The sequence below is a fragment of the Colwellia aquaemaris genome, assembly GCF_057548755.1.
On sequence record NZ_BAAJLV010000004.1, the window covers coordinates 83,577 to 104,137 of the forward strand.

Annotated in this window: 19 protein-coding genes and 3 tRNA genes; 13 read left to right on the forward strand and 9 right to left on the reverse strand. The window is 37.9% G+C overall.

The features are described 5' to 3' along the window. Positions 1-17: 17 nt before the first annotated feature. From AC27HL_RS12260 to rlmKL, 4 genes are read right to left on the reverse strand one after another with little or no spacing between them, the layout of a single operon-like run. Positions 18-1,877 (reverse strand): DUF3466 family protein, encoded by a 1,860-nt coding sequence (locus AC27HL_RS12260; RefSeq protein WP_487081292.1) that lies wholly within the window; start codon positions 1,875-1,877, stop codon positions 18-20. Continuing rightward, positions 1,870-3,780 carry an ATP-binding cassette ATPase Uup gene (gene uup / locus AC27HL_RS12265; RefSeq protein WP_487081293.1) on the reverse strand — a complete coding sequence of 637 codons (1,911 nt, stop codon included), beginning with the start codon at positions 3,778-3,780 and terminating at the stop codon, positions 1,870-1,872. Before uup ends, AC27HL_RS12260 begins: the two co-directional genes overlap by 8 nt. Positions 3,781-3,783: 3 nt before the next feature. Further along, positions 3,784-4,014 carry a glutaredoxin family protein gene (locus tag AC27HL_RS12270; protein ID WP_487081294.1) on the reverse strand — a complete coding sequence of 77 codons (231 nt, stop codon included), beginning with the start codon at positions 4,012-4,014 and terminating at the stop codon, positions 3,784-3,786. A 1-nt stretch (position 4,015) separates the two neighbouring features. Then, entirely contained in the window at positions 4,016-6,145 is a 2,130-nt protein-coding gene (gene rlmKL / locus AC27HL_RS12275; protein ID WP_487081295.1) for a bifunctional 23S rRNA (guanine(2069)-N(7))-methyltransferase RlmK/23S rRNA (guanine(2445)-N(2))-methyltransferase RlmL, read from the reverse strand. A gap of 345 nt (positions 6,146-6,490) precedes the next feature. On the opposite strand from rlmKL, the gene AC27HL_RS12280 reads away from it, so the two are divergent. The 10 genes from AC27HL_RS12280 to AC27HL_RS12325 all read left to right on the forward strand — a co-directional run bounded on the left by AC27HL_RS12280 (position 6,491) and on the right by AC27HL_RS12325 (position 11,017). Next, positions 6,491-6,567 (forward strand) — tRNA-Met (locus AC27HL_RS12280). 146 nt (positions 6,568-6,713) lie between these two features. After that, positions 6,714-6,790 (forward strand) — tRNA-Met (locus AC27HL_RS12285). Between the two features lie 147 nt (positions 6,791-6,937). Continuing rightward, positions 6,938-7,014, forward strand: a tRNA-Met gene (locus AC27HL_RS12290). 435 nt (positions 7,015-7,449) lie between these two features. Then, entirely contained in the window at positions 7,450-7,938 is a 489-nt protein-coding gene (gene moaC, locus AC27HL_RS12295) for a cyclic pyranopterin monophosphate synthase MoaC (protein WP_487081296.1), read from the forward strand. Between the two features lie 13 nt (positions 7,939-7,951). Further along, positions 7,952-8,200, forward strand: a complete 249-nt coding sequence (moaD, locus tag AC27HL_RS12300; protein WP_487081297.1) for a molybdopterin converting factor subunit 1 — start codon at positions 7,952-7,954, stop codon at positions 8,198-8,200. Position 8,201: 1 nt separating this feature from the next. Continuing rightward, entirely contained in the window at positions 8,202-8,657 is a 456-nt protein-coding gene (moaE, locus tag AC27HL_RS12305) for a molybdopterin synthase catalytic subunit MoaE (RefSeq protein ID WP_487081298.1), read from the forward strand. A gap of 26 nt (positions 8,658-8,683) precedes the next feature. Beyond that, a complete protein-coding gene (locus tag AC27HL_RS12310; protein ID WP_487081299.1) occupies positions 8,684-8,899 on the forward strand; it encodes a DUF1653 domain-containing protein in 216 nt (71 codons plus the stop codon). Between the two features lie 230 nt (positions 8,900-9,129). Continuing rightward, positions 9,130-9,723, forward strand: a complete 594-nt coding sequence (locus AC27HL_RS12315; RefSeq protein WP_487081300.1) for a GNAT family N-acetyltransferase — start codon at positions 9,130-9,132, stop codon at positions 9,721-9,723. Positions 9,724-9,738: 15 nt separating this feature from the next. Then, complete coding sequence (locus AC27HL_RS12320) at positions 9,739-10,080, forward strand: outer membrane protein assembly factor BamB family protein (protein ID WP_487081301.1); 342 nt, start codon at positions 9,739-9,741, stop codon at positions 10,078-10,080. Between the two features lie 34 nt (positions 10,081-10,114). Then, the gene (locus AC27HL_RS12325) at positions 10,115-11,017 is read left to right on the forward strand and encodes a tetratricopeptide repeat protein (protein WP_487081302.1); all 903 of its coding nucleotides are present in this window, start codon (positions 10,115-10,117) and stop codon (positions 11,015-11,017) included. 7 nt (positions 11,018-11,024) lie between these two features. On the opposite strand, the gene AC27HL_RS12330 is transcribed toward AC27HL_RS12325, so the two are convergent. Then, positions 11,025-12,011 (reverse strand): NAD(P)H-quinone oxidoreductase, encoded by a 987-nt coding sequence (locus tag AC27HL_RS12330; protein ID WP_487081303.1) that lies wholly within the window; start codon positions 12,009-12,011, stop codon positions 11,025-11,027. Between the two features lie 72 nt (positions 12,012-12,083). After that, a complete protein-coding gene (locus AC27HL_RS12335) occupies positions 12,084-12,359 on the reverse strand; it encodes an acylphosphatase (RefSeq protein WP_487081304.1) in 276 nt (91 codons plus the stop codon). A 145-nt stretch (positions 12,360-12,504) separates the two neighbouring features. On the opposite strand from AC27HL_RS12335, the gene AC27HL_RS12340 reads away from it, so the two are divergent. The 3 genes from AC27HL_RS12340 (at position 12,505) to nhaD (ending at position 15,509) form a co-directional block, all read left to right on the forward strand. Next, complete coding sequence (locus tag AC27HL_RS12340; protein WP_487081305.1) at positions 12,505-13,695, forward strand: class I SAM-dependent methyltransferase; 1,191 nt, start codon at positions 12,505-12,507, stop codon at positions 13,693-13,695. A 164-nt stretch (positions 13,696-13,859) separates the two neighbouring features. Then, positions 13,860-14,171, forward strand: a complete 312-nt coding sequence (locus tag AC27HL_RS12345) for a hypothetical protein (RefSeq protein ID WP_487081306.1) — start codon at positions 13,860-13,862, stop codon at positions 14,169-14,171. A gap of 93 nt (positions 14,172-14,264) precedes the next feature. Then, on the forward strand, positions 14,265-15,509 hold the full coding sequence (gene nhaD / locus AC27HL_RS12350; RefSeq protein WP_487081307.1) for a sodium:proton antiporter NhaD: 1,245 nt from the start codon (positions 14,265-14,267) through the stop codon (positions 15,507-15,509). Between the two features lie 61 nt (positions 15,510-15,570). Here nhaD and AC27HL_RS12355 read toward each other — a convergent pair whose 3' ends face one another. The 3 genes from AC27HL_RS12355 to AC27HL_RS12365 all read right to left on the reverse strand — a co-directional run bounded on the left by AC27HL_RS12355 (position 15,571) and on the right by AC27HL_RS12365 (position 20,454). Further along, positions 15,571-15,870 carry a PilZ domain-containing protein gene (locus AC27HL_RS12355; protein ID WP_487081308.1) on the reverse strand — a complete coding sequence of 100 codons (300 nt, stop codon included), beginning with the start codon at positions 15,868-15,870 and terminating at the stop codon, positions 15,571-15,573. Between the two features lie 82 nt (positions 15,871-15,952). Then, a complete protein-coding gene (hrpA, locus tag AC27HL_RS12360) occupies positions 15,953-19,933 on the reverse strand; it encodes an ATP-dependent RNA helicase HrpA (RefSeq protein ID WP_487081309.1) in 3,981 nt (1,326 codons plus the stop codon). 107 nt (positions 19,934-20,040) lie between these two features. After that, positions 20,041-20,454, reverse strand: a complete 414-nt coding sequence (locus tag AC27HL_RS12365) for a CBS domain-containing protein (RefSeq protein WP_487081310.1) — start codon at positions 20,452-20,454, stop codon at positions 20,041-20,043. Positions 20,455-20,561 lie beyond the last annotated feature (107 nt).

Consider the following 20,561-nt stretch of genomic DNA (forward strand, 5'->3'; position numbering starts at 1 on the left):
AATAACCGCTATTTGATTTAATGAAAACGACGTCGAATTCCAGCTATCATTAGCAACATTATGCCAGTGAAACCAAAGCCAGCTCCTTGACGTTTGACTTTTTCTTCAACAGTACTACAGTCTTCAATTTCTCCATCTATCGGCTTAAGAGTTACAGCCCGAACTACATCTTCAAATAGCTGCTCGCCTTTATCATCTAACATGATTTCACCTTTAGAATCACGACGCAGTACTTTGATTAAAGCTGTCGCTGAAACTTCATTTGCATCGTTAATGTCACGCGCTTCAATAACCGTATAAGCACTATCGCAGGCTAAAAAGTCATTAAGGTCAGTAAAGGTTTTTGCTGTCATGTCATACAAAAAGCCATGCGTTCGTCGGGGATTAGCGCCATTATTGTCATTATGGGTTTCAAATTCACCTTCACCGACAATCATACCCGCTTCATTAATTGCTCTAGCGGTACTCGAACTACCATTAAAAAAGTCACCCGGAAATATCATTTCCATATTTTCGGCATTAGTATCTACATGATAGAACTTGGTTCGAAGGCTTCCATTGATATTAGTATTTACATGGCCCACAGCTATACCTTTATCATTTATATCGTAGGCGCGCGAGTCAATATATTCTGCATGATCTTCGGTAAAATCCTTTACTTCGCCATCTTTATAAACCACAGCATAAAAATTTCGTGTTTCATTTTGGCTAGGTGCAGTTACACTCTCATCAAACCAACCGTGAGCAAATCCAACCGCTACCCCATGATTATTCACCGCCTGTGCAAAACTACTGTATACTCGTCTGTCATCTACATGTGGTGTAACTAATTGGCCTAGCAATTCGGAGGTAACAACACCTTGTTCATCAATAGTCCATTTTATTGCTTCCGTGTTGTAACTATTAGCAATAGTTGCTTGAACACAATCCTCAAACGTAAATTTTTGATTTTCCAAATATTTTGGAGACTCACAACTATTTGGTTTATCGTTATCTGGCTCATCTGAAGTATTAAAAATAAAATCAATCGCTTGTTGACCAACACTTGTACTACCATATCCAACAGCAATATGAGAATCACTGATATCCAATATTGCAGATAGGCCGCCAAACCTTTGCGCTTCAGGCAAATCAATTTCACTTGGTGGAATAATTTCTATAATATTTACACCACCATCCGGTGAGAAAAAACCTCTTGTAGCAAAGTTCCGACGCCAATTTGTAATAACAGTACCTAACTCATTATCACCAGAGAGTTGATCAAAATTATCGGTAACCGTATATGAATATGGTAAATATGGCGCAGAAGCATTTCCATAAACCCAGCCTTCATTGGTGATACCTGATATATAATCGTTTGTAGAGCGAGTTAAAACCTGAGTACCGGTTATATTTTTATCAAATACATTAAACAACTCTGTGCCATTACCAAAATTTTTCAAAGCAAATATGTTACCAACTTTTTGATATCTTCTGTTGTTTGCTCTGGCGTTAAGAAATCTAATAACCCATGAAAGATCATTCGCTGTAGGATTTCCAGCTCTTAAGGCGGCTTCATCTTCAATATCATTTAATTCAAAAACTGCTTCAAATGTATTGTTTGCTAATGCAACGATAGCGTCAAAATCATCTTCATCTAGATATTGAAATTGCACCGGAAAATTATAAATTTGCGTGCCTGAAATTGCAGCTTCACCGTTGTTATTTTCTTGTTGCGAATAAGTATACTTTAATGAAGATACGTCACCTTTATCGATAACTTGGTATGTGGCAGCATTAACAGCAGATATTCCTAATGCACTAGTAATACCTAATGCTAAAATCGATTTAAAAAATTTGTTCATGTAACTACTAAACTCACTATCGTTATTATTCATCTAATTCTTGCCACCTAGCGTAGGCAACTTCGAGGTTGGACTCAGTTTCAGCTAACTGGTTCAATATTTTATTACTTAGCTCTTGATCCTGATTAAAAAACTCAGGCTGATTGACTTGTTGCTGTAACTCATCAATTAAATTTTCTAATTCATCTATTTTCTCAGGTAAACTTTCTAACTCTCTTTTTTCTTTAAAAGAAAGCTTTTTCTTTTTAGTTGCTACAATTGCGGCTTCTTTAGCAACAGTTTTCTTATTTGATTCTTCTTTTACAATCGGTTTCGCCATGGCTTGGCGTTGCTTATCTTTATATACAACATATTCGTCGACATCATCATAGCCACCGACAATTTGCGTAATATGACCAGTACCATCGAAATATAAGCAACTACTAACACAGTTATTTACAAAGTCACGATCATGGCTGACTAAAATAACCGTTCCGGCATAATTTGCAACGACTTCTTCTAATAATTCTAATGTTTCGATATCCAAATCGTTTGTTGGCTCATCGAGTATTAATAAGTTACTTGGACGCAAAAATAGTCGAGCAAGTAACAAGCGGTTCTTCTCACCACCAGATAATGCTCGAACAGGCGTTCTTGCACGTTTTGGACTAAACAAAAAGTCTTGCAAGTAGCCTAGGACATGGCGCGGTTTACCATTCACCATAACCTCTTGTTTCCCCTCGCCAACAATTTCTTGTACGGTTTTGTTAACGTCAAGAGCATCACGATGTTGATCAAAATAGGCTATATCTAAATTAACACCAGAGCGCATTTTACCACTAGTGGCTTCAAGCTTACCCATGATCATCTTAATCAAGGTTGACTTTCCTGTACCATTGGCGCCAATAAACGCTATGCGATCATTTCGAGTGATTAATAAATCTAAATTGTTAATAATAACTTTGTCGTCAAAAGCAATAGAAACTTTTTCGGCTTCAAATACTAGTTTTCCTGAACGGTCACCTTGGCTAATATTCATGGCGCTTTGATTGCGCACTTCGCGACGAGCTTTACGCTCTTCCCTTAACTTTTCTAATGCTCTAACTCGCCCTTCATTGCGTGTACGACGCGCTTTTACACCTTGTCTGATCCACACTTCTTCTTCTGCTAGCTTTTTGTCAAACAAGGCATTTTGCTGTGATTCAACCTGCAAATCATGAGCTTTCTGTTGGATATATAAGTCGTAGTTTCCTGGGTAACTTTTCAAAATTCCCCGGTCAAGATCGAGAATACGCGTCGATACACCACGGATAAATGCCCTGTCATGACTAATAAATAGTATTGTGCCGGCAAAGTCTTTTAAAAATGACTCTAACCATAAAACACTTTTTATATCTAAATGGTTGGTTGGTTCATCAAGTAATAAAATATCAGGACCAGTTACAAGTGCCTTTGCTAAAGCTAGTTTTCGTAGCCAACCACCAGACAGGTCGCAAATATTATCATCGGCATTTAACGACAATGTGGTCATTACCTGCTCAATACGTTGCTCATCTTGCCATGCATCAGCTAGTTCAAGTTGCTCTTGAACATGAGATAATTTTGCTAAATTTTCTTCCGATGGGTTATCAGTAACTTCCTGAATAGTTACATGGTAGCGTTTAATTAAATCAGCATTTAGTTTAACACCTTGTGCAATATAATCAAAAACACTGATATCTGAAGATTCTGGAGGATCTTGCTCTAACATAGCAACATGCATAGTACTAGATTTAAGCACTTGCCCATCATCTAAAACTTGTAAGCCCATTAATACTTTCATCAATGTTGACTTACCTGCGCCATTTCTTCCAACCAAACAAATCCGTTCGCCCGTTTGTACACTTAAATCTGCTTTATCTAAAATCTTGTCTTCACCAATGGCCAGTTCACCTTGTGAAATACGAATTAATTCCATAAATTACAACAACTCCAAAATTTGCTTTTGCTCGAACGGCCAAAAAAGCTTTTTATGATCTGATAGACGCTCTAACACAGGAATGCTAATACGATACAATTCCACTAGCTTTTCATCATCAATGATATCTACAACGTTAATTTCTGATGCTGGCATTTCAAGTAAACACAATGCCAACGCCTCTTCACATAAATGACACCCTTCGGTGCCATACAAGTTAAATTTGCTCGACATATTAATTTACCTTACGGGTAAGTAACCAACTATTGTGGATATGCTTGTTGCGTTGAAAGTCTTTGTCTCTTGTTATATCACTCATTTCTTGTACGTTAACTCCCAAATTAGCCATAGCATCAAAATCCATTTTAAAATTGCGCTTATTATTGGTAAATATTAACTCTCCATCTTCAGCCAATGATTTTAAACCGTCAGTAATCAAGCTTACGTGGTCACGTTGAACATCGAAACTTTCACCCATTCGTTTTGAGTTTGAAAAAGTTGGTGGGTCGATAAATACTACATCAAACTTTTGTTCATTATTTTTCAACCACTGTAAACAGTCAGCCTGAATAAACTGATACTTGTGGCCTGATAAATTATTTAAAACAAAGTTATCTTGCGCCCAGCTCAAGTAAGTATTTGACATATCTACGGTAGTTACTGAACTTGCACCGTGTAATGCTGCTTGCACTGATACCGAGCCTGTATAAGAAAATAAATTTAACAGTGATTTATTCTTAGATTTTTTCGCAACAATTTGACGAGTTTTTCTGTGGTCTAAAAATAGACCAGTATCTAAATAATCCCACAGGTTAACTTTTAGCTTGGCACCATATTCATCAACAATTATAGATTTTTTTGATTGCTCAACACGTTGGTATTGATCTTTACCTTTTTGTTTGGCACGCGTCTTAATAATTACTTTATCTGTTGCAACGTTAAGTACTTTAGGCGCAAAATAAACCACTTCTTGTAGTCGTTTAGCTACTTTTTCCGCATCAATTTTCGCAGGTGCTGCATACTCATGAATAACCAAGTGTTCGCCATAAACATCAACGGCAACGTTATATTCCGGAATATCAGCGTCGTATAAGCGATAGCACTCCACTTTCCCTTGCTTCAACCAGCCTTTAAGGGTTTTCTTATTTTTCAAAAGTCGGTTAGCAAAAGCTGAATCTTTCTGTTCAAACTCCGCATTAACATTACTACTAGCAACTTGTTTTTCATCTAGGTTGTATAGAGCAAACTGACAATCTAATGGGCCATTTTTAAACTTGTAACGCTTAAAACTGACCATTTTCATCATAGCTAGAAGCTCAACATTGGCAGTTAAAACCGCTACGCGCCAGTTAACAAAGTGTGATTTAAACTTTTTTCCCAATAAAGCAAAAGTTTCAACAAGCTCTGGTAGCTCACCAATACGCTCGCCGTATGGAGGGTTAAATAATATTGTTCCGGTAGGACCAAAGGCATTTTTAATGTCGTTAGCATTTTTACAAGAAAATTCAATAAAGCGTTGAATTCCTGCATTTCTAGCATTTTGCTGTGCCGTTTTAAGAACGCGACTATCAAGGTCAACACCAAACACTTTTGTTTTAAGTTGTGTCAAACCTATATGCGACTGTTCAACCGCACTTGCTTTCGCTTTTTTCCATGCATCATGCGCATGTCCTAACCAAAAATCAAAGCCCCATTTTGCTCTATCTATACCTGGTGCATAACCTGCTGCCATTAAAACAGCTTCAATAACAACCGTACCTGAACCGCACATCGGGTCTACTAAAGGTTTAGTCGTATCTTCTAACCAGCCCGAGCGAGTAATAATAGCTGCGGCCAAATGTTCTTTTAGTGGTGCGGCACCGGTATTTTCTCGATAACCCCTTTTAAATAAACTTCGGCCGGAAAAGTCTAAATAAATAGCCACTTTCTGCTTTAACAGTCGAGCTTGAAAACTAATTTGAGGAGCTGATTTATCAACCGAAGGACGTTCTTCACTTAACTCACGAAAATGGTCAACAATGGCATCTTTTACCGTTAATGCACCAAATTGTGTATTGCGAATTTCATCACTAGTCCCGACAAAGTCGATAGCAAAGGTGGTATCCACCGAGAAAACATCAGACCAAGCTACCGATTTTGCAGCAGCATAAAGTTCATCTTTATTCTCTGCCGCACCCTCACCTATTTTTAGCAACACACGAGTCGCTAAGCGTAAACGAAGGCAAATATGATAAGCCTGCTCGATCGTCGTGTTGAAATAAACCCCTTCAGGCTTTTGAACAACTTGCTCGGCTTTTAAATCTTTAAGTTCTTGTGCCAGTAATATTTCTATTCCGGGAGAGGTTAATGCTAAAAATTGCTGCATAAAGGTTTCCAATCTAATTTATGCCGCGATTATAAACTAAAGCAGCACATTACTTATAGCCATTTTACAAATTAGCGCAAAGTAATCCTAAACTGATAAAATTTATCTGCTCTGTTTCTAAGAATCGTCCTGATTGATTGAAATACGAGTCATTCACGAACAAAAAAGCAGCAAGTAAAAAATAAATCCGATTAATGCAGAAAATAAACTTAAAACAGGTTGCAAATTGCGAAATGTATCCTTATTATACGCCTCGCTTTCAGGGAGCAAGTTTTTACACCTTTAAAGTATTCTTAAGCTAGAATTAAAACAAGCTGGCTTACCTATTTTTTTAGGTCATTCGGACGCGGGATGGAGCAGCCTGGTAGCTCGTCGGGCTCATAACCCGAAGGTCGTCAGTTCAAATCTGGCTCCCGCAACCAACTTCACTTAAGTGTAAAAAGTAGGTCGTCAGTTCCTTTTCATAAGATAAGGGCGCCAGCAACCAACTTCGCTTAAGTATAAAAAGCAGTTCTTAAGTTTGAATTAAAATAACTTGGCTTTCCTACTTCACTGTAGGTCATTCGGACGCGGGATGGAGCAGCCTGGTAGCTCGTCGGGCTCATAACCCGAAGGTCGTCAGTTCAAATCTGGCTCCCGCAACCAACTTCACTTAAGTATAAAAAGTAGGTCGTCAGTTCCCTTTTCATAAGATAAGGGCTCGCGCAACCAGCTTCGCTTAAGTATAAAAAGCAATTCTTAAGTTTGAATTAAAATAACTTGGCTTTCCTACTTCACTGTAGGTCATTCGGACGCGGGATGGAGCAGCCTGGTAGCTCGTCGGGCTCATAACCCGAAGGTCGTCAGTTCAAATCTGGCTCCCGCAACCAACTTCACTTAAGTATAAAAAGTAGGTCGTCAGTTCACTTTTCATAAGATAAGGACTCCAGCAACCAACTTCACTTAATTATAAAAAGTAGGTCGTCAGTTCACTTTTCATAAGATAAGGACTCCAGCAACCAACTTCGCTTAAGTATAGAAAGTAGGTCGTCAGTTCACTTTTCATAAGATATGGGCTCCCGCAACCAACTCTTCAAAAGTTTAGCTCCTTATAATTCCCCTAATCACAATAAAAATCTTTAGGGTAAACTTCAATGCAAGTATTCTTATCATCCCTTCCCTTTGATTGCATCTCTCACATTAAAATATCCAACGTAAATAACAAAATTTCTTAATATAAATCACAAAATGCCGTTTGAGATAAGGTAATATAAACTTAAAATTTACATACAGCTAAATAGCTAGCGATATAGAGAATATTCTTAATGAGCGAAGACTTTACTCATATAAATGCCGAAGGCAATGCCCACATGGTTGACGTAACAGAAAAAAACGTCACTGAACGTACAGCTATCGCCCAAGCCTACATTGAAATGTCGGCGGACACTTTAGCCATGATCGTTGAAGGTAAACATCATAAAGGCGATGTATTCGCCACCGCAAGAATTGCCGGTATTATGGCGGCAAAAAAAACCAGCGAGTTAATTCCACTTTGCCATCCTCTAATGCTAACCAAAATAGAAGTTGATATAGTTGCCCAGCCTGAAAGTAACCGAGTAGAAATTACCGCGCTTTGCAAGTTATCAGGAAAAACTGGTGTTGAAATGGAAGCGTTAACCGCTGCCTCAACTGCAGCATTAACCATATATGACATGTGTAAAGCTGTGCAAAAAGATATGGTGATCACAAATATTCATTTGTGTGAAAAACGTGGTGGAAAATCAGGTAACTACTTTCACAATAAGGCCGTTTAACCAAGGAACGACAATGATAAAAATATTATTTTTCGCACGTTTACGCGAACAACTATCAACAGAGAGCATAGAGCTAGAAGCAAGCGAGAGCTTAACCACAGATATTATTCGTCAACAATTGGCTAACAAAAATGAATTGTGGGCAAAAACCATGAACGCTGAAAGTTTGCTGGTTGCGGTCAACCAGGAAGTCACAGATTGGTCACATAAAGTTAATAATGGCGACGAGGTTGCCTTTTTTCCTCCTGTTACCGGCGGTTAATATGATAAAAGTTCAGCGAAGCGACTTTAATGTTGCCGAAGAATATCAAGAATTAGCCAACGACAACCAAGATGGTGCAGTAGTTACTTTCGTTGGTAAAGTAAGAGATTTTAACGAAGGGCTTAATGTTCAAGGTTTGTCATTAGAGCATTACCCTGGCATGACAGAGAAAGTACTTAGCGAAATAGAAGCCACCGCACGTAACAATTGGCCATTAAATAAAGTCACCATAATCCATCGTTTTGGTGATTTAAACTTAGGCGATCAAATTGTTTTCATAGGTGTGACAAGCCCACATCGTAAAGCGGCCTTTGCTGCCTGTGAATTTCTTATTGATTTTTTGAAAACAAAAGCACCATTTTGGAAAAAAGAATTAACCAGCGACGGTAGTGTTTGGCTCGACGCCAAAAATAGTGATGACGACGCATCTCAACAATGGCAAGAAAAATTAAAGTAGTCCCCAAACAATAAACGAGATTATTTATGCTAAAAACTGGACGATATCAACATTTTAAAGGTAACTTTTATCAAGTACTACACATAGCTACTCATAGTGAAACCGAAGAAGTTATGGTGGTTTATCAACCAGAATATGGTGACAAAGCTATTTGGGTAAGGCCACTTGCGATGTTTGATGAAACCATAGAACGAAATGGAAAAGTTACCAAACGCTTTCAGTATGTTGGTAATAGCCTTTAATGTTTTTTTACAAAGCAAATTAAATTAAAAAAGGGAGTATGTACACTCCCTCCCCTATAAATATAGCTCATCTCAATTACTAGCCTAAAGGTACTGATGTAATTCTATTTAACTAAACTTGCGTCAAAAAACTTTGTCGGCATTATTCAAAACCACTATAACTTATAAAATTCTTTACAATTCAACTATGTCGTGCACAAAATAAGTTAAAAAATAACTAAGCAAATACGATGACCATGAAAATTGAGCTAGATAGCATACATCCAGCACCAACTTTATCTTCTCAAAAGATTTACCTCAGGCCAGCAAAGTTATCCGATTACCCTATCATCAAGGCATATCGTCAAGATCCCGAAAACTGTCGCTATATTCGTCCAGCTGAGACTGACGAAGAGACAATGAGTATTGTCGAACAATTGTCTAAGCCATGGGAAATAAAAACGGGCCACTGGAACGGACTTGTTATTTGTCTGCAAGCAGACCATTCTCTAGTCGGTGAAATTGTGTTTCGGGTAGAAGATTGGGAAAATTCACGCGCCGAAATTGGTTACCGGCTCAGTGAAGCAGCTGCTGGTAAAGGTATTTGTACTCAGGCTGCCACCCTGCTAATTAATTATATCGTGAAAGAGTTGGGCTTTTATAAATTAGTTGCAAAGTGTGATCCAAGAAATATCGCTTCGTATCGGGTCATGGAAAAGCTTGGCTTTAATCGAGAAGCATTTTTTAAAGAACATTTCCGCATTGGTGATGAATGGACAGATCAATATGATTATGGATTAATGTCTCAACAATGGTTGAAAAATCAAGAGAATATAAATTTATAATTTAAGGTATATAACATGACTAAACTATTTTTAGGTATTAGTAATCACGTAGTTTGCTTAAACAAAAAAGATGGCACAGAGCTATGGAAAACAAAGCTACGCAGCTCTACCATCACCAATGTTTATTTCGAAAATGATTGTGTATTTGCCTATTCTGGTGGCCATTTATTTTGCTTAGAAGCGCTAACCGGCACTATAATTTGGGAAAACCAACTTAAAGGGTTAGGCTACGGTACATGTATTATTGCTAGTGAACATCAAAACTCCACCGTTATCGCTACCCAAATAGCAACACAACAAACGGGAGCAGCAACCAGCAGCGTTGCGGTAACAGGTGCTGCAGCATCTAACTGTTAAACTCACCTAGCCAACACGTCTTAAAGGAATAAGTATGCACAAGCAAGATTTCGCAATAAATGTAAAGCAACTCAAATTACCTTCTTTACGATTTTTTTCACAACACATGTTTTTTTCAAAAACGTTAATTTTGCTGCCACTATTATGCGTTGCAATCTACTACGGCTATTATGTTCTTTATCAAAATCATTTAAAGCAGCAACAAACACAGAAAATTGTATCTGCACCAAAAGTTAACGATATCTATTTTTTTGATTTTCGTGTTTTCAAGGATAACCTAAGGCCAACAGAAAAGTATCGCTTAGCTAAAGTTGTTGATATCACAGGAGATATTGTCACATTAGTTTATGGAAGTTTTTATTATCAACGCCAACACGCCGCTATAAACAGTATTTATTATGGCCAGTTAAGTTATAAAGATTACTTTGAAACCAAACGCTTTGATTATAAATACAGTGAAATTCAAGACAAACTAATGTCTGGCGCTATTTATCTAGCAATGCGCCCTGTTCACGAGAAGTTACTAGGACAAAGAGTCGGACCTGAGCCCGTACATTATCGTTCTAGTATTTTTATCCAAGGGCGAAAAGAAAGCTTAAAAGGTGAAGCATTTTTAAATGAACTTCATAGTGAAACAAATTTACAACAAGCATTCGAACAATTTTCTAAGTCTGCAAATTATGGTTACGCTCAGGGACAAGTAAACCTTGCCGAAATGTATATCAATGGGCAATATGTTGAAAAAGACCTTGTTCAAGCTCTGTATTGGCTAAACCTAGCTTCATTACAAAGTAACAAAAAGGCTATCTTAAAATACGATATTATTTGTAAACAAGTCTCTTCGTGCCAAATTTACGACTTCTTTGAAAATTTAATAGCTTCAGGTGTCGATGTTAAAGTTCGACATTTAGATACTAATATCAGCCGCATTAAATAACACTTATTTACTTGGCAAGTGTCAAAATAATTTTACCTATATTGCTGTTGCTCATCATTATTTGATGAGCTTGCTCAACATTTTTCCATGGTAGTTGTTGATAAATAACCGGCTGCAAAACACCACTTTCTAGCAAATGATAAAAGTTAGCTTTAAAAGCATTAATTAATTTTGATTTGTAAGCATCATCACGATTTCGTAAAGTGGTGGCGCTAATATTAACGCGCTTTAACAACATTTTTGCGACATCGATATTTTCAGCATAGCGTCCACCAAGCATAGATAACATCACGATATGCCCATCTAACGCACAAACGTTAATATTTCGATTTACATAATCACCTGCAACAACATCGATAATGGTGTCGTAACTTTGCTTTTTCTGTTTCGACCAAGTGACAAAATCAGTATTATGATAATTTAACGCTTCGTCTGCACCTAGTGCCTTACATGCCTTAACTTTTTCATCGCTACCTACAGTTACGGTAATATAGCAATGAAGGCTTTTTGCTAATTGAATGGCAGCACTGCCAACACCACTTGCACCAGCATGAATAAGCACTCTGGAGCTTTCTTTCAAGTCAGCGATGAAAAATAAACATTGATAAGCGGTTAAGTAGGCTTCTGCAATAGCAGCCCCTTGCGCATAGGAATAGTGAGCAGGTAATTTAATAAGATGAGCTGTTTTAACTTTTACATACTCCGCATAAGCGCCACCAGGGGCAATTGCAAAAACTTTATCACCAACTTCAAAGCCATTATCATTAACTTGTGCTGATGAATCACCAATCGCAACAATATCTCCACAAGCTTCAATGCCAAGTATTTTAGACTCCCCATTTGGCGCAGGATATTTGCCTTGCTTTTGTAAAATGTCAGCTCGATTAACGCCAATGGCTTGAACTTTAATCAAACATTCATCGTCAGCAACCTCAGGCATTTCAATTTCAGAAAAAAACAATTTTTGCTTTTCATCAACGGCCAAATACTTCAATTTACTACTCGTTTATATCTACTTTTAATTAGCCAACATTGTGCCCTAATTAACTATCAATACCAACAGCCGCTAGCTAATAGCAAAAAAATGGTGCTCTTGCCAAGGGACTTGCTTAGACTCAATACTCGCAACCTCAGCTTGAGGCGGCCCATGGGCTAACCATTCCAACATTTTATCAACTTCTTGCTCTTCACCACACATTAACACTTCAACATCACCATCAGTTAAATTACGAGCATAACCGCTTAATCCATGATCAATAGCAACTTGTTGACTTGAAGCTCGAAAATACACCCCTTGCACTTTACCACTGACATGCGCCAAATAACTCACATTCATCATCATTCACCTTACACTTAGCATCTAGCTAATACTGATTTTCATTCTCGACCTCTTACCGAATGAAAAAATAGTTAAATTGAACATTGCGCCAGCACCATGCATTGACTACACTCGCGCAATTATTATTGTTATTTATAAGTATAGGCATATGTCAGCAAGAATTTATTTAAAAGTTGCTCGTGAAAAGTCATTGCGTCGCAAGCATCCATGGATTTTTTCACAAGCCATCAACAAAGTTAAAGGTAACCCTTTGTTAGGCGATACCGTTGATGTCTTTGATAATAAGGGCAACTGGCTAGCTAAAGGTGCTTATTCACCAGAGTCTCAAATTAGAATTCGCGTTTGGAGTTTTGATATTGATGAAGAAATTGACGCTAATTTTTTTCGTAATAAATTGTTAAAAGCACAAGTTCGTCGAGATTGGTTTATCGAAAAGGGCGGGTTAACCGGCTACCGATTAATTGCCGGCGAATCTGACGGCTTGCCTGGTATCACTATAGATAAATACGACAATTTTATTGTTTGCCAATTATTGAGTGCCGGCGCTGACTTTCACCGGTATACGCTAGTTGAATGCTTAAAAGAGCTGTATCCAGGCTGTCATATTTATGAACGCTCTGATGTTGACGTTCGTAAAAAAGAAGGCTTAGAGCCCGTTACGGGTTGGTTAACAGAACCACAAGAATCAACAGCATGTGTGATTGAAGAGCACGGTATTAAAATTCATGTTGACGTCGCGCAAGGCCATAAAACCGGTTTTTATTTAGATCAACGAGACTCTCGTGTGGCTGCTGGTAAATATGCTGAAAATAAAAGCGTATTAAATTGCTTTGCATATACGGGTACTTTTTCACTGCACTGTGCAGCTAATGGTGCCAAAGAAGTAATTAATGTCGATGTTTCAGATACGGCAATAGCACTTGCTAAACAGAATGTTGAATTAAATGGTTTAAGCAACAAGAACATTTCTTTTATTAAAGCCGATGTTTTTAAACTACTGCGCCAATATCGTGATGAAAAACGTACTTTTGATATGATCATTCTCGACCCGCCTAAATTTGTTGAGTCAAAAGCGCAATTAACTGGTGCCTGTCGTGGTTATAAAGACATCAATATGTTAGCGATGCAATTACTTAAGCCTAACGGTACGCTGTTAACTTTTTCGTGTTCAGGCTTAATGGAAGCGAGTTTATTCCAAAAAGTTGTGGCTGATGCGGCTTTAGACGCTAACAGAAATGTTTACTTTGTTGACCGATTACATCAAGCAGCAGATCATCCGGTATCATCAAACTATCCCGAAGGTTACTACCTGAAAGGTTTGGTTTGCCAAGTAGAGTAATATCATAAGCTGTAGCAGATTACTCACGATATTTGCTACAGCCAGCAACGAGCAATTACAAACTTCGCCTACTTTGATCCAGTTCATGCAACGGCTAATAAATAACCACTGACGATTGGCGTAGTTTCTATTATAATGCCCCATCACAGAAATATGCAGCAATTATGAGCCCACAACGCCTAACACAAACGTCAAAGCAAATACGGCAATATTTGATAGTTATTTTTGGTTTAATGTTATGGCTATTAAGTTCTGGGGGATCGATTACCCATGCTCACGACCATACGTTCATTGAAGAGCATCATTGCCAGCTTTGTGTTATTGCTGAAAACTCTTCTTCAGAAGCGGCTAGCCATCACACAGCTTTGTTTAATGTTGAACCGTTAACATTTATTTTTACTACAAATAAAGTCACCACGGCTTTTATTACTCCTAGACTTTTAAGTAATCGCGACCCTCCTGTCACATGCCGTTAATCTCTTAGCTTCAATTACATCAGACAATTTTCTATCGTTCGTGCAACGATAGTTTTGTTATATCAAAAAACTATTAACAGGTTCAGGAAAGTCATGATCACTACGATTATTCTCATCTTGGTAATTATCAGTTTCATAATGATCATTACCGAAGATTTAATTCACATAAATAAAGCAAAATCTACGTTATTTTTCGGCACCTTATGCTGGATATTAGCCTTTATATTCCCCATAAATGACAGTAATAGCGTACATACCAATCATCAACTCAATGAAAATCTATTAGAAATAGCAACATTATGGCTATTTCTTATGTCAGCGATGACTTTTGTAGCATATTTAAATAGTAAAGGGTTTATTTCTGCACTTGTGCAAAGGTTACTACCAAAAAGTATTTCAGAGCGAGGGTTAATGTTTGTCATCGCCATATTTGCCTTTGTATTTTCCTCTTTTGCCGATAATGTCACAGCCACTTTAGTGGCAATTACCGTGATTATGAATTTGCAATTTGAAATTAAAAAACGCTTAAAGTATGCAACCTTAATAATTTTCTCTGTTAACAGTGGTGGCGTTTCTTTAATTACCGGTGATGTAACTACGTTGATGATTTTCCTTGAAAATAAAGTCACCATTACCAACTTATTAATACTTATTATTCCATCATTTATCGGTGTATTAACTTTAGCCGGCCTATTATCACTAAAGCTTTCCGGCACTGTTTACTTACCACAAACACGATTAAAAATTGAAAAAGGCGATATTATAATTGCCAGCATTTTCTTATTAACTATTTCAGCAACTTTACTGCTTAACGTTTTTTATCACATTCCGCCGGTATTAAGTTTCTTGTTTGGTTTATCTGTTATGTTCTTAGTTGCCAACAAGCTAGCCAATAAAAACAACCAAGACGTTTTGCACTACATTCGCGAAGTTGAATTCGACGCCTTGTTATTCTTTTTAGGTGTATTGCTGTTAGTGGGTATTTTAAAAGAAACTGGCGTACTTAATGGCTTTACCCAGCTCTATCAAATTTTGCCGCCATTGCAAGTCAATTACATTATCGGCTTTATGTCATCGGTTATCGACAACGTGCCATTAACTGCCGCATTGTTAAAAGCCGATGTAGAGATGGAAGTGACGGAATGGCTACTGTTAACCTACGCAACCGGCGTTGGTGGCTCGATTTTAGTGATTGGCTCAGCTGCAGGTATTATTGCAATGAGTAAGCTTAAAGAGCTAAGCTTTATTAGTTATTTTCGTAATATAGGTTATTTAGCAATAGCTTATACTGTTGGCTATGTAGGTGTATATTTTGCCGCGAATTGGGCTTTAGGTTAAGAATAACTTGCCCCTGAATCAGGTAGTTTCAGGGGCATTTAAAACAAAATTAATTTTAAAATTAGTCAATTTCCGTAATATTTACACCAATTAGATAGCAGTCGGTTCCTTCTTCCTTCACTCTAACCACTTTACCTTTAGCATCTAGCGGTTGAACTGCGCTGTTGGCTGATTCAACACTTATACGAACCGCGGTATTAACCTCAAGCGGGTGTGGCATTTCAATGGCAATCCCCGTTGCACTTAAATCACGACAAGTAGCAGATATTTTACTATTAGCTTCGTCATCAATAATGGTCACCGTTACTTCACTGTTTAACATCATTCGATAAAAGTTGCGCTTATCATCGTAATTAACCATTACTACTCCAATGTGTTTTTATAATTAGTATATTTTTATTTATACTCACGATACCTAGAACTGTCAAATCGTAGTGGCAATTTTAGCTGTATTCTTTGAGGTAGTTCAATATTCGCTTAGCTGATATTGGATAAGGTGTTTTCAAGTTTTGAGCAAAAAGAGATACTCTAAGCTCCTCTATCATCCAATAGCCCTGTACTAACTCTTTACTTAAAGGCTGCCCTTTCGGTTGTTGTGCTACTACCGCATCTAACGCTTTTTGTACCTTTTCAATCTCAAGCATTTTCAATCGATCTTGATTCGGGTCAATTTGCAGTTTTTCTAGACGTCGCTGCATAGCCGTAAGGTATCTAGCAATATCATCTAAACGTTGATAACCTGCTTTAGTTACAAAGCCTTTAAACACTATAGCTTCTAATTGGCCTTTTATATCGCCATGAGATTGCACAACATTAAGCGACAATTTACCTTTCATTTTCTTTCTTACATCGTGCGCCAAACTTAGTACACGTTCAACTTTTATCGCTGCACTTAATACGCAATCAGCAATTTCAGCACGTACATGTTCCTTGCAGTCCTCAAAAGTTTGCTGCGTTCGAGGTAACTCACCGTATTCGTTTACTAAAAATTGACAGCCGGCGACAATACAATCATCGAGTAAATCGTTGATTGAGCCAAACGGATTAAAATATAGTCCTAATTTTGCCTTATTAGGTAGCTTTTGCTGCAAATACTTAACTGGTGAAGGAATACTCAATAATATCAAGCGACTGACACCATCTAACATAGCTTGCTCAGCTAAGCTTTCATGTTCAAATAGCTCAATGGCGACAGATTTATTTTTATCAACTAAAGCGGGAAAGGCTTTAATGGTGATGTTTGCCATTTTCTTTTCGTAACTTTTTGGTAAGCTATTGAAATCCCACTTGGCAATTTCACTGCGCTCAATACCTTTATCTGCTACCTTTTTAATTGAAGCTTGTACCTTGCCTTGTAAGCTATCCTTTAAGTCATCAAGATTACGACCTTGTTTAAGTAACTTGCCGTGCTCGTTAACAACTTTAAAGTTCATTGATAAATGTGGTACGAGTTCAATATCTTGCCAAGCGTCCTCAGGCAATCGCACACCCGTCATTCGTAATAGTTGCTTCTCAAGCGCTGCTGTTAACGTACTGTCGGTGTCTGAAATCGCAGAAAAACACGCTTGTGCATAATTTGGTGCTGGCACAAAGTTTCGGCGTAACGACTTAGGTAACCCCCGAATTAACGCAGTAATTAGTTCAAGTCGTAATGCGGGAATTAGCCAATCAAAACCAATATTCTCTATTTGATTAAGAATGCCAATAGGAATTAAAACACTAATGCCGTCGTCAATATCACCTGGGCTAAAATGATAACTTAACGGCAAAGTTAAACTGCCCTGTTGCCAAGTTTCCGGGTATTCATTGACTGATAGTTTTACTGCGGTTTCTTTTAACAAAAAACCTTTGGTAAAATTTAATAACTTAGCATTGTGATGCTTTTGTCTTTTCCACCATGCTAAAAAGCTTCGTTGACAAATAACCGTTTCAGGTAATTTTTCAGTGTAAAAATCTACTAACTGTTGCTCTTCAATTAAAAAGTCTTTGCGTCGCGCTTTTTGCTCTAACGCTTCAATTTCATTAACCAGTTGACGATTTTCTTTTAAGAACGCTTCCTTAATAGTGCTATCACCATTAACTAAGGCTTCACGAATAAAAATTTCACGACAAGTATCAGGCTCAATTTTATTGAAGTTAACTTTACGCTTACCGACAATAATCAAACCATAAAGCGTTACTTGCTCAAACGCCATCACAGCGCCTTGCTTCTTCTCCCAGTGCGGCTCACTGTAGTTACGTTTAACTATATGCCCAGCCAAAGGCTCAAGCCATAACGGGTCAATTTTCGCTGCCATACGCGCAAATAAACGGCTCGTTTCAACCAGCTCCGCCGCCATTAACCATTTAGGTGATTTTTTTGCTAGTGCAGAACCGGGGAATATAAAGAATTTACTACCACGAGCACCTTTGTATTCACGGTTTTCGTCTTGCTGCCCTAAATGGCTTAACAAGCCTGACAAAATGGCTTGATGAACAATGTCTAAATTAGGATCGGCTTTATGTTTATGCTCTTCTTCAGACAAGTCTACTTCGATACGGCTCATCGGAATTTTCAGCTCGCGCAGTGAGTGCGTTAACTGGCTGTAAATATCTTGCCATTCTCGAATTCGCACATAAGATAAAAATTCTTTCTGGCACAATCGACGAAATTGATTATTTGACAGCTGTTTTTGTTGCTCTTCTACGTAGTTCCATAATTTTAATAAACTAACAAAGTCTGATTGCTTATTTTTAAAACGGCTATGTTTTTCATCCGCTGCTTGCTGTTTTTCGTGTGGTCGTTCACGCGGGTCTTGAATACTTAAAGCACTAACAATAATAAAAACTTGTTCAATACAGCCCAAGTCAGCCGCCGTTAAAATCATTTTCGCTAAACGCGGATCAATAGGGAATTTCGATAATGAACGTCCAACTTGGGTTAACTTCACGCGATTAGCACTGGCATCTATTGCTGCTAATTCTTCCAACAATCGAACACCGTCATTAATATTGCGATTATCAGGTGGCTGTACAAATGGAAAGTCTGAGATTTCGCCTAAGTCTAACGCCAACATTTGCAAAATAACGGTGGCTAAGTTGGTGCGCAATATTTCTGGGTCGGTAAACTCTGGACGATTCAAGTAATCATCTTCAGAGTAAAGGCGTATACAAACACCTGAAGAAACACGCCCACAACGCCCTGCTCGTTGATTAGCACTGGCCTGTGATATTGGCTCAATTGGCAAACGTTGCACTTTTGTACGGTAGCTATAGCGAGAGATTCTTGCCGTGCCCGGATCAATCACATATTTAATACCTGGCACTGTTAAACTCGTTTCAGCAACGTTGGTTGCCAGAACAATATTTCGACCGCTATGCGGCTTAAAAATTAGGTTTTGCTCAGCCACCGTTAAGCGCGAGTACAATGGCAATACATTAGTATGACGTAAATTCGCTTTCTCTAAAGCGCGAGCAGTATCACGGATTTCTCGTTCACCATTGAGGAATACTAAGATATCACCACTACTTTCTAAACCAAGCTCATCAACCGCGTTTAGAATTCCGGAAATAATATCAGCATCACCGTTACTCTCGTCACTCAACTCATTTAGTGGTCTATAGCGCATTTCAACGGGGAAGGTGCGACCTGAAACTTCAATAATTGGCGCAAGTTGCCCTGTGCTAGTGGCAAAATGTTGAGCAAACCGTTCAGGATCTATAGTTGCTGAAGTGATAATAACTTTCAAATCAGGACGCTTGGGCAATATTTGACGCAAATACCCCAAAATAAAATCGATATTTAAGCTACGCTCATGAGCTTCATCTATGATCAAGGTATCGTACTGACGCAGTAAACGATCTTTTTGCATTTCAGCCAGCAAAATACCGTCTGTCATCAATTTAATGTAGCTTTGCTCACTGACTTGGTCATTGAAACGCACTTTATAACCAACAGCATTACCTAGTTTAGTATTAAGTTCATCGGCTATACGATTAGCAACGGTTCGTGCGGCGATACGACGTGGCTGAGTATGACCAATAATGCCTTCAACACCACGACCAAGTTGCAAACATATTTTTGGAATTTGTGTCGTTTTACCTGAGCCGGTTTCGCCGGCAATAATCACCACTTGATTTTCAGCAATTGCTTTTGCTATGACATCAACATTTTCACAAACAGGTAAACCTTCTGGATAACTTACTTTAGGTAAATTTGTCAGGCGAATTTGTTTATTCTCTATTGATTGCACAATTGACGTAGATATTTGCTGCAAAGCTTTTTGTTGCTTCCCTGCATTGTTAATTTTTTTAACGCCAAGTAAACGCTTTTTAATACGCGCTTTATCCGACAATTTAACTCGGTGTAATTGCTCGAAAAGTGATTTTACTGTGATATTTTCAACAATATTGGCAGTAGGATTAACAGGGGTTTCAGTGGACAAAACAGACTCAAAACAGCTAACAAAAGAACAGTTTAACAGGTATCAGAAAGCAAATGAATATTTACCTAGCGGGAAAGTATTCATCTGCCTAGTGCTTAATAAAATTACTACGCTTTATAACCTGAGCGTAAGTGCAAATCAATGGCGCGCAACACATCGTTACGCGAGATAGTACCGACTAAGTTTTCATCATCATCAACAACCGGATAAACTTTCGGTTTATTTTTCAGCATTTGTTGACCTAGCTCCATAACACTATCATAAGGCTTAACCGTCAACACATCTTTGCGCATTAAGTCACTCACATCGGCAATATGCTCGTTGTAATAAATGGTTTCTATCATTTTCGCTAAGACATCACTTTCTGATAAAAAGCCAATTAATTGGTTGTTTTTATCAATAACAGGACCACCTATTTGCTTGGTTTTTAAAAACCTTAACGCTGCTTCCTCAACTACCATTTCAGGTGTAAAGGTTACTGGATAATGGTTCATATATTCTTTTACTTGTAATGATTCCATAGCGGATCCCTAAAAATTAAAATTAAACCTACACATCTTAACTGTAGACGCATTTGCAAATAAATCATCAATTTACCGAAAATTTTCTAAATTTTCTCATCCTAGTT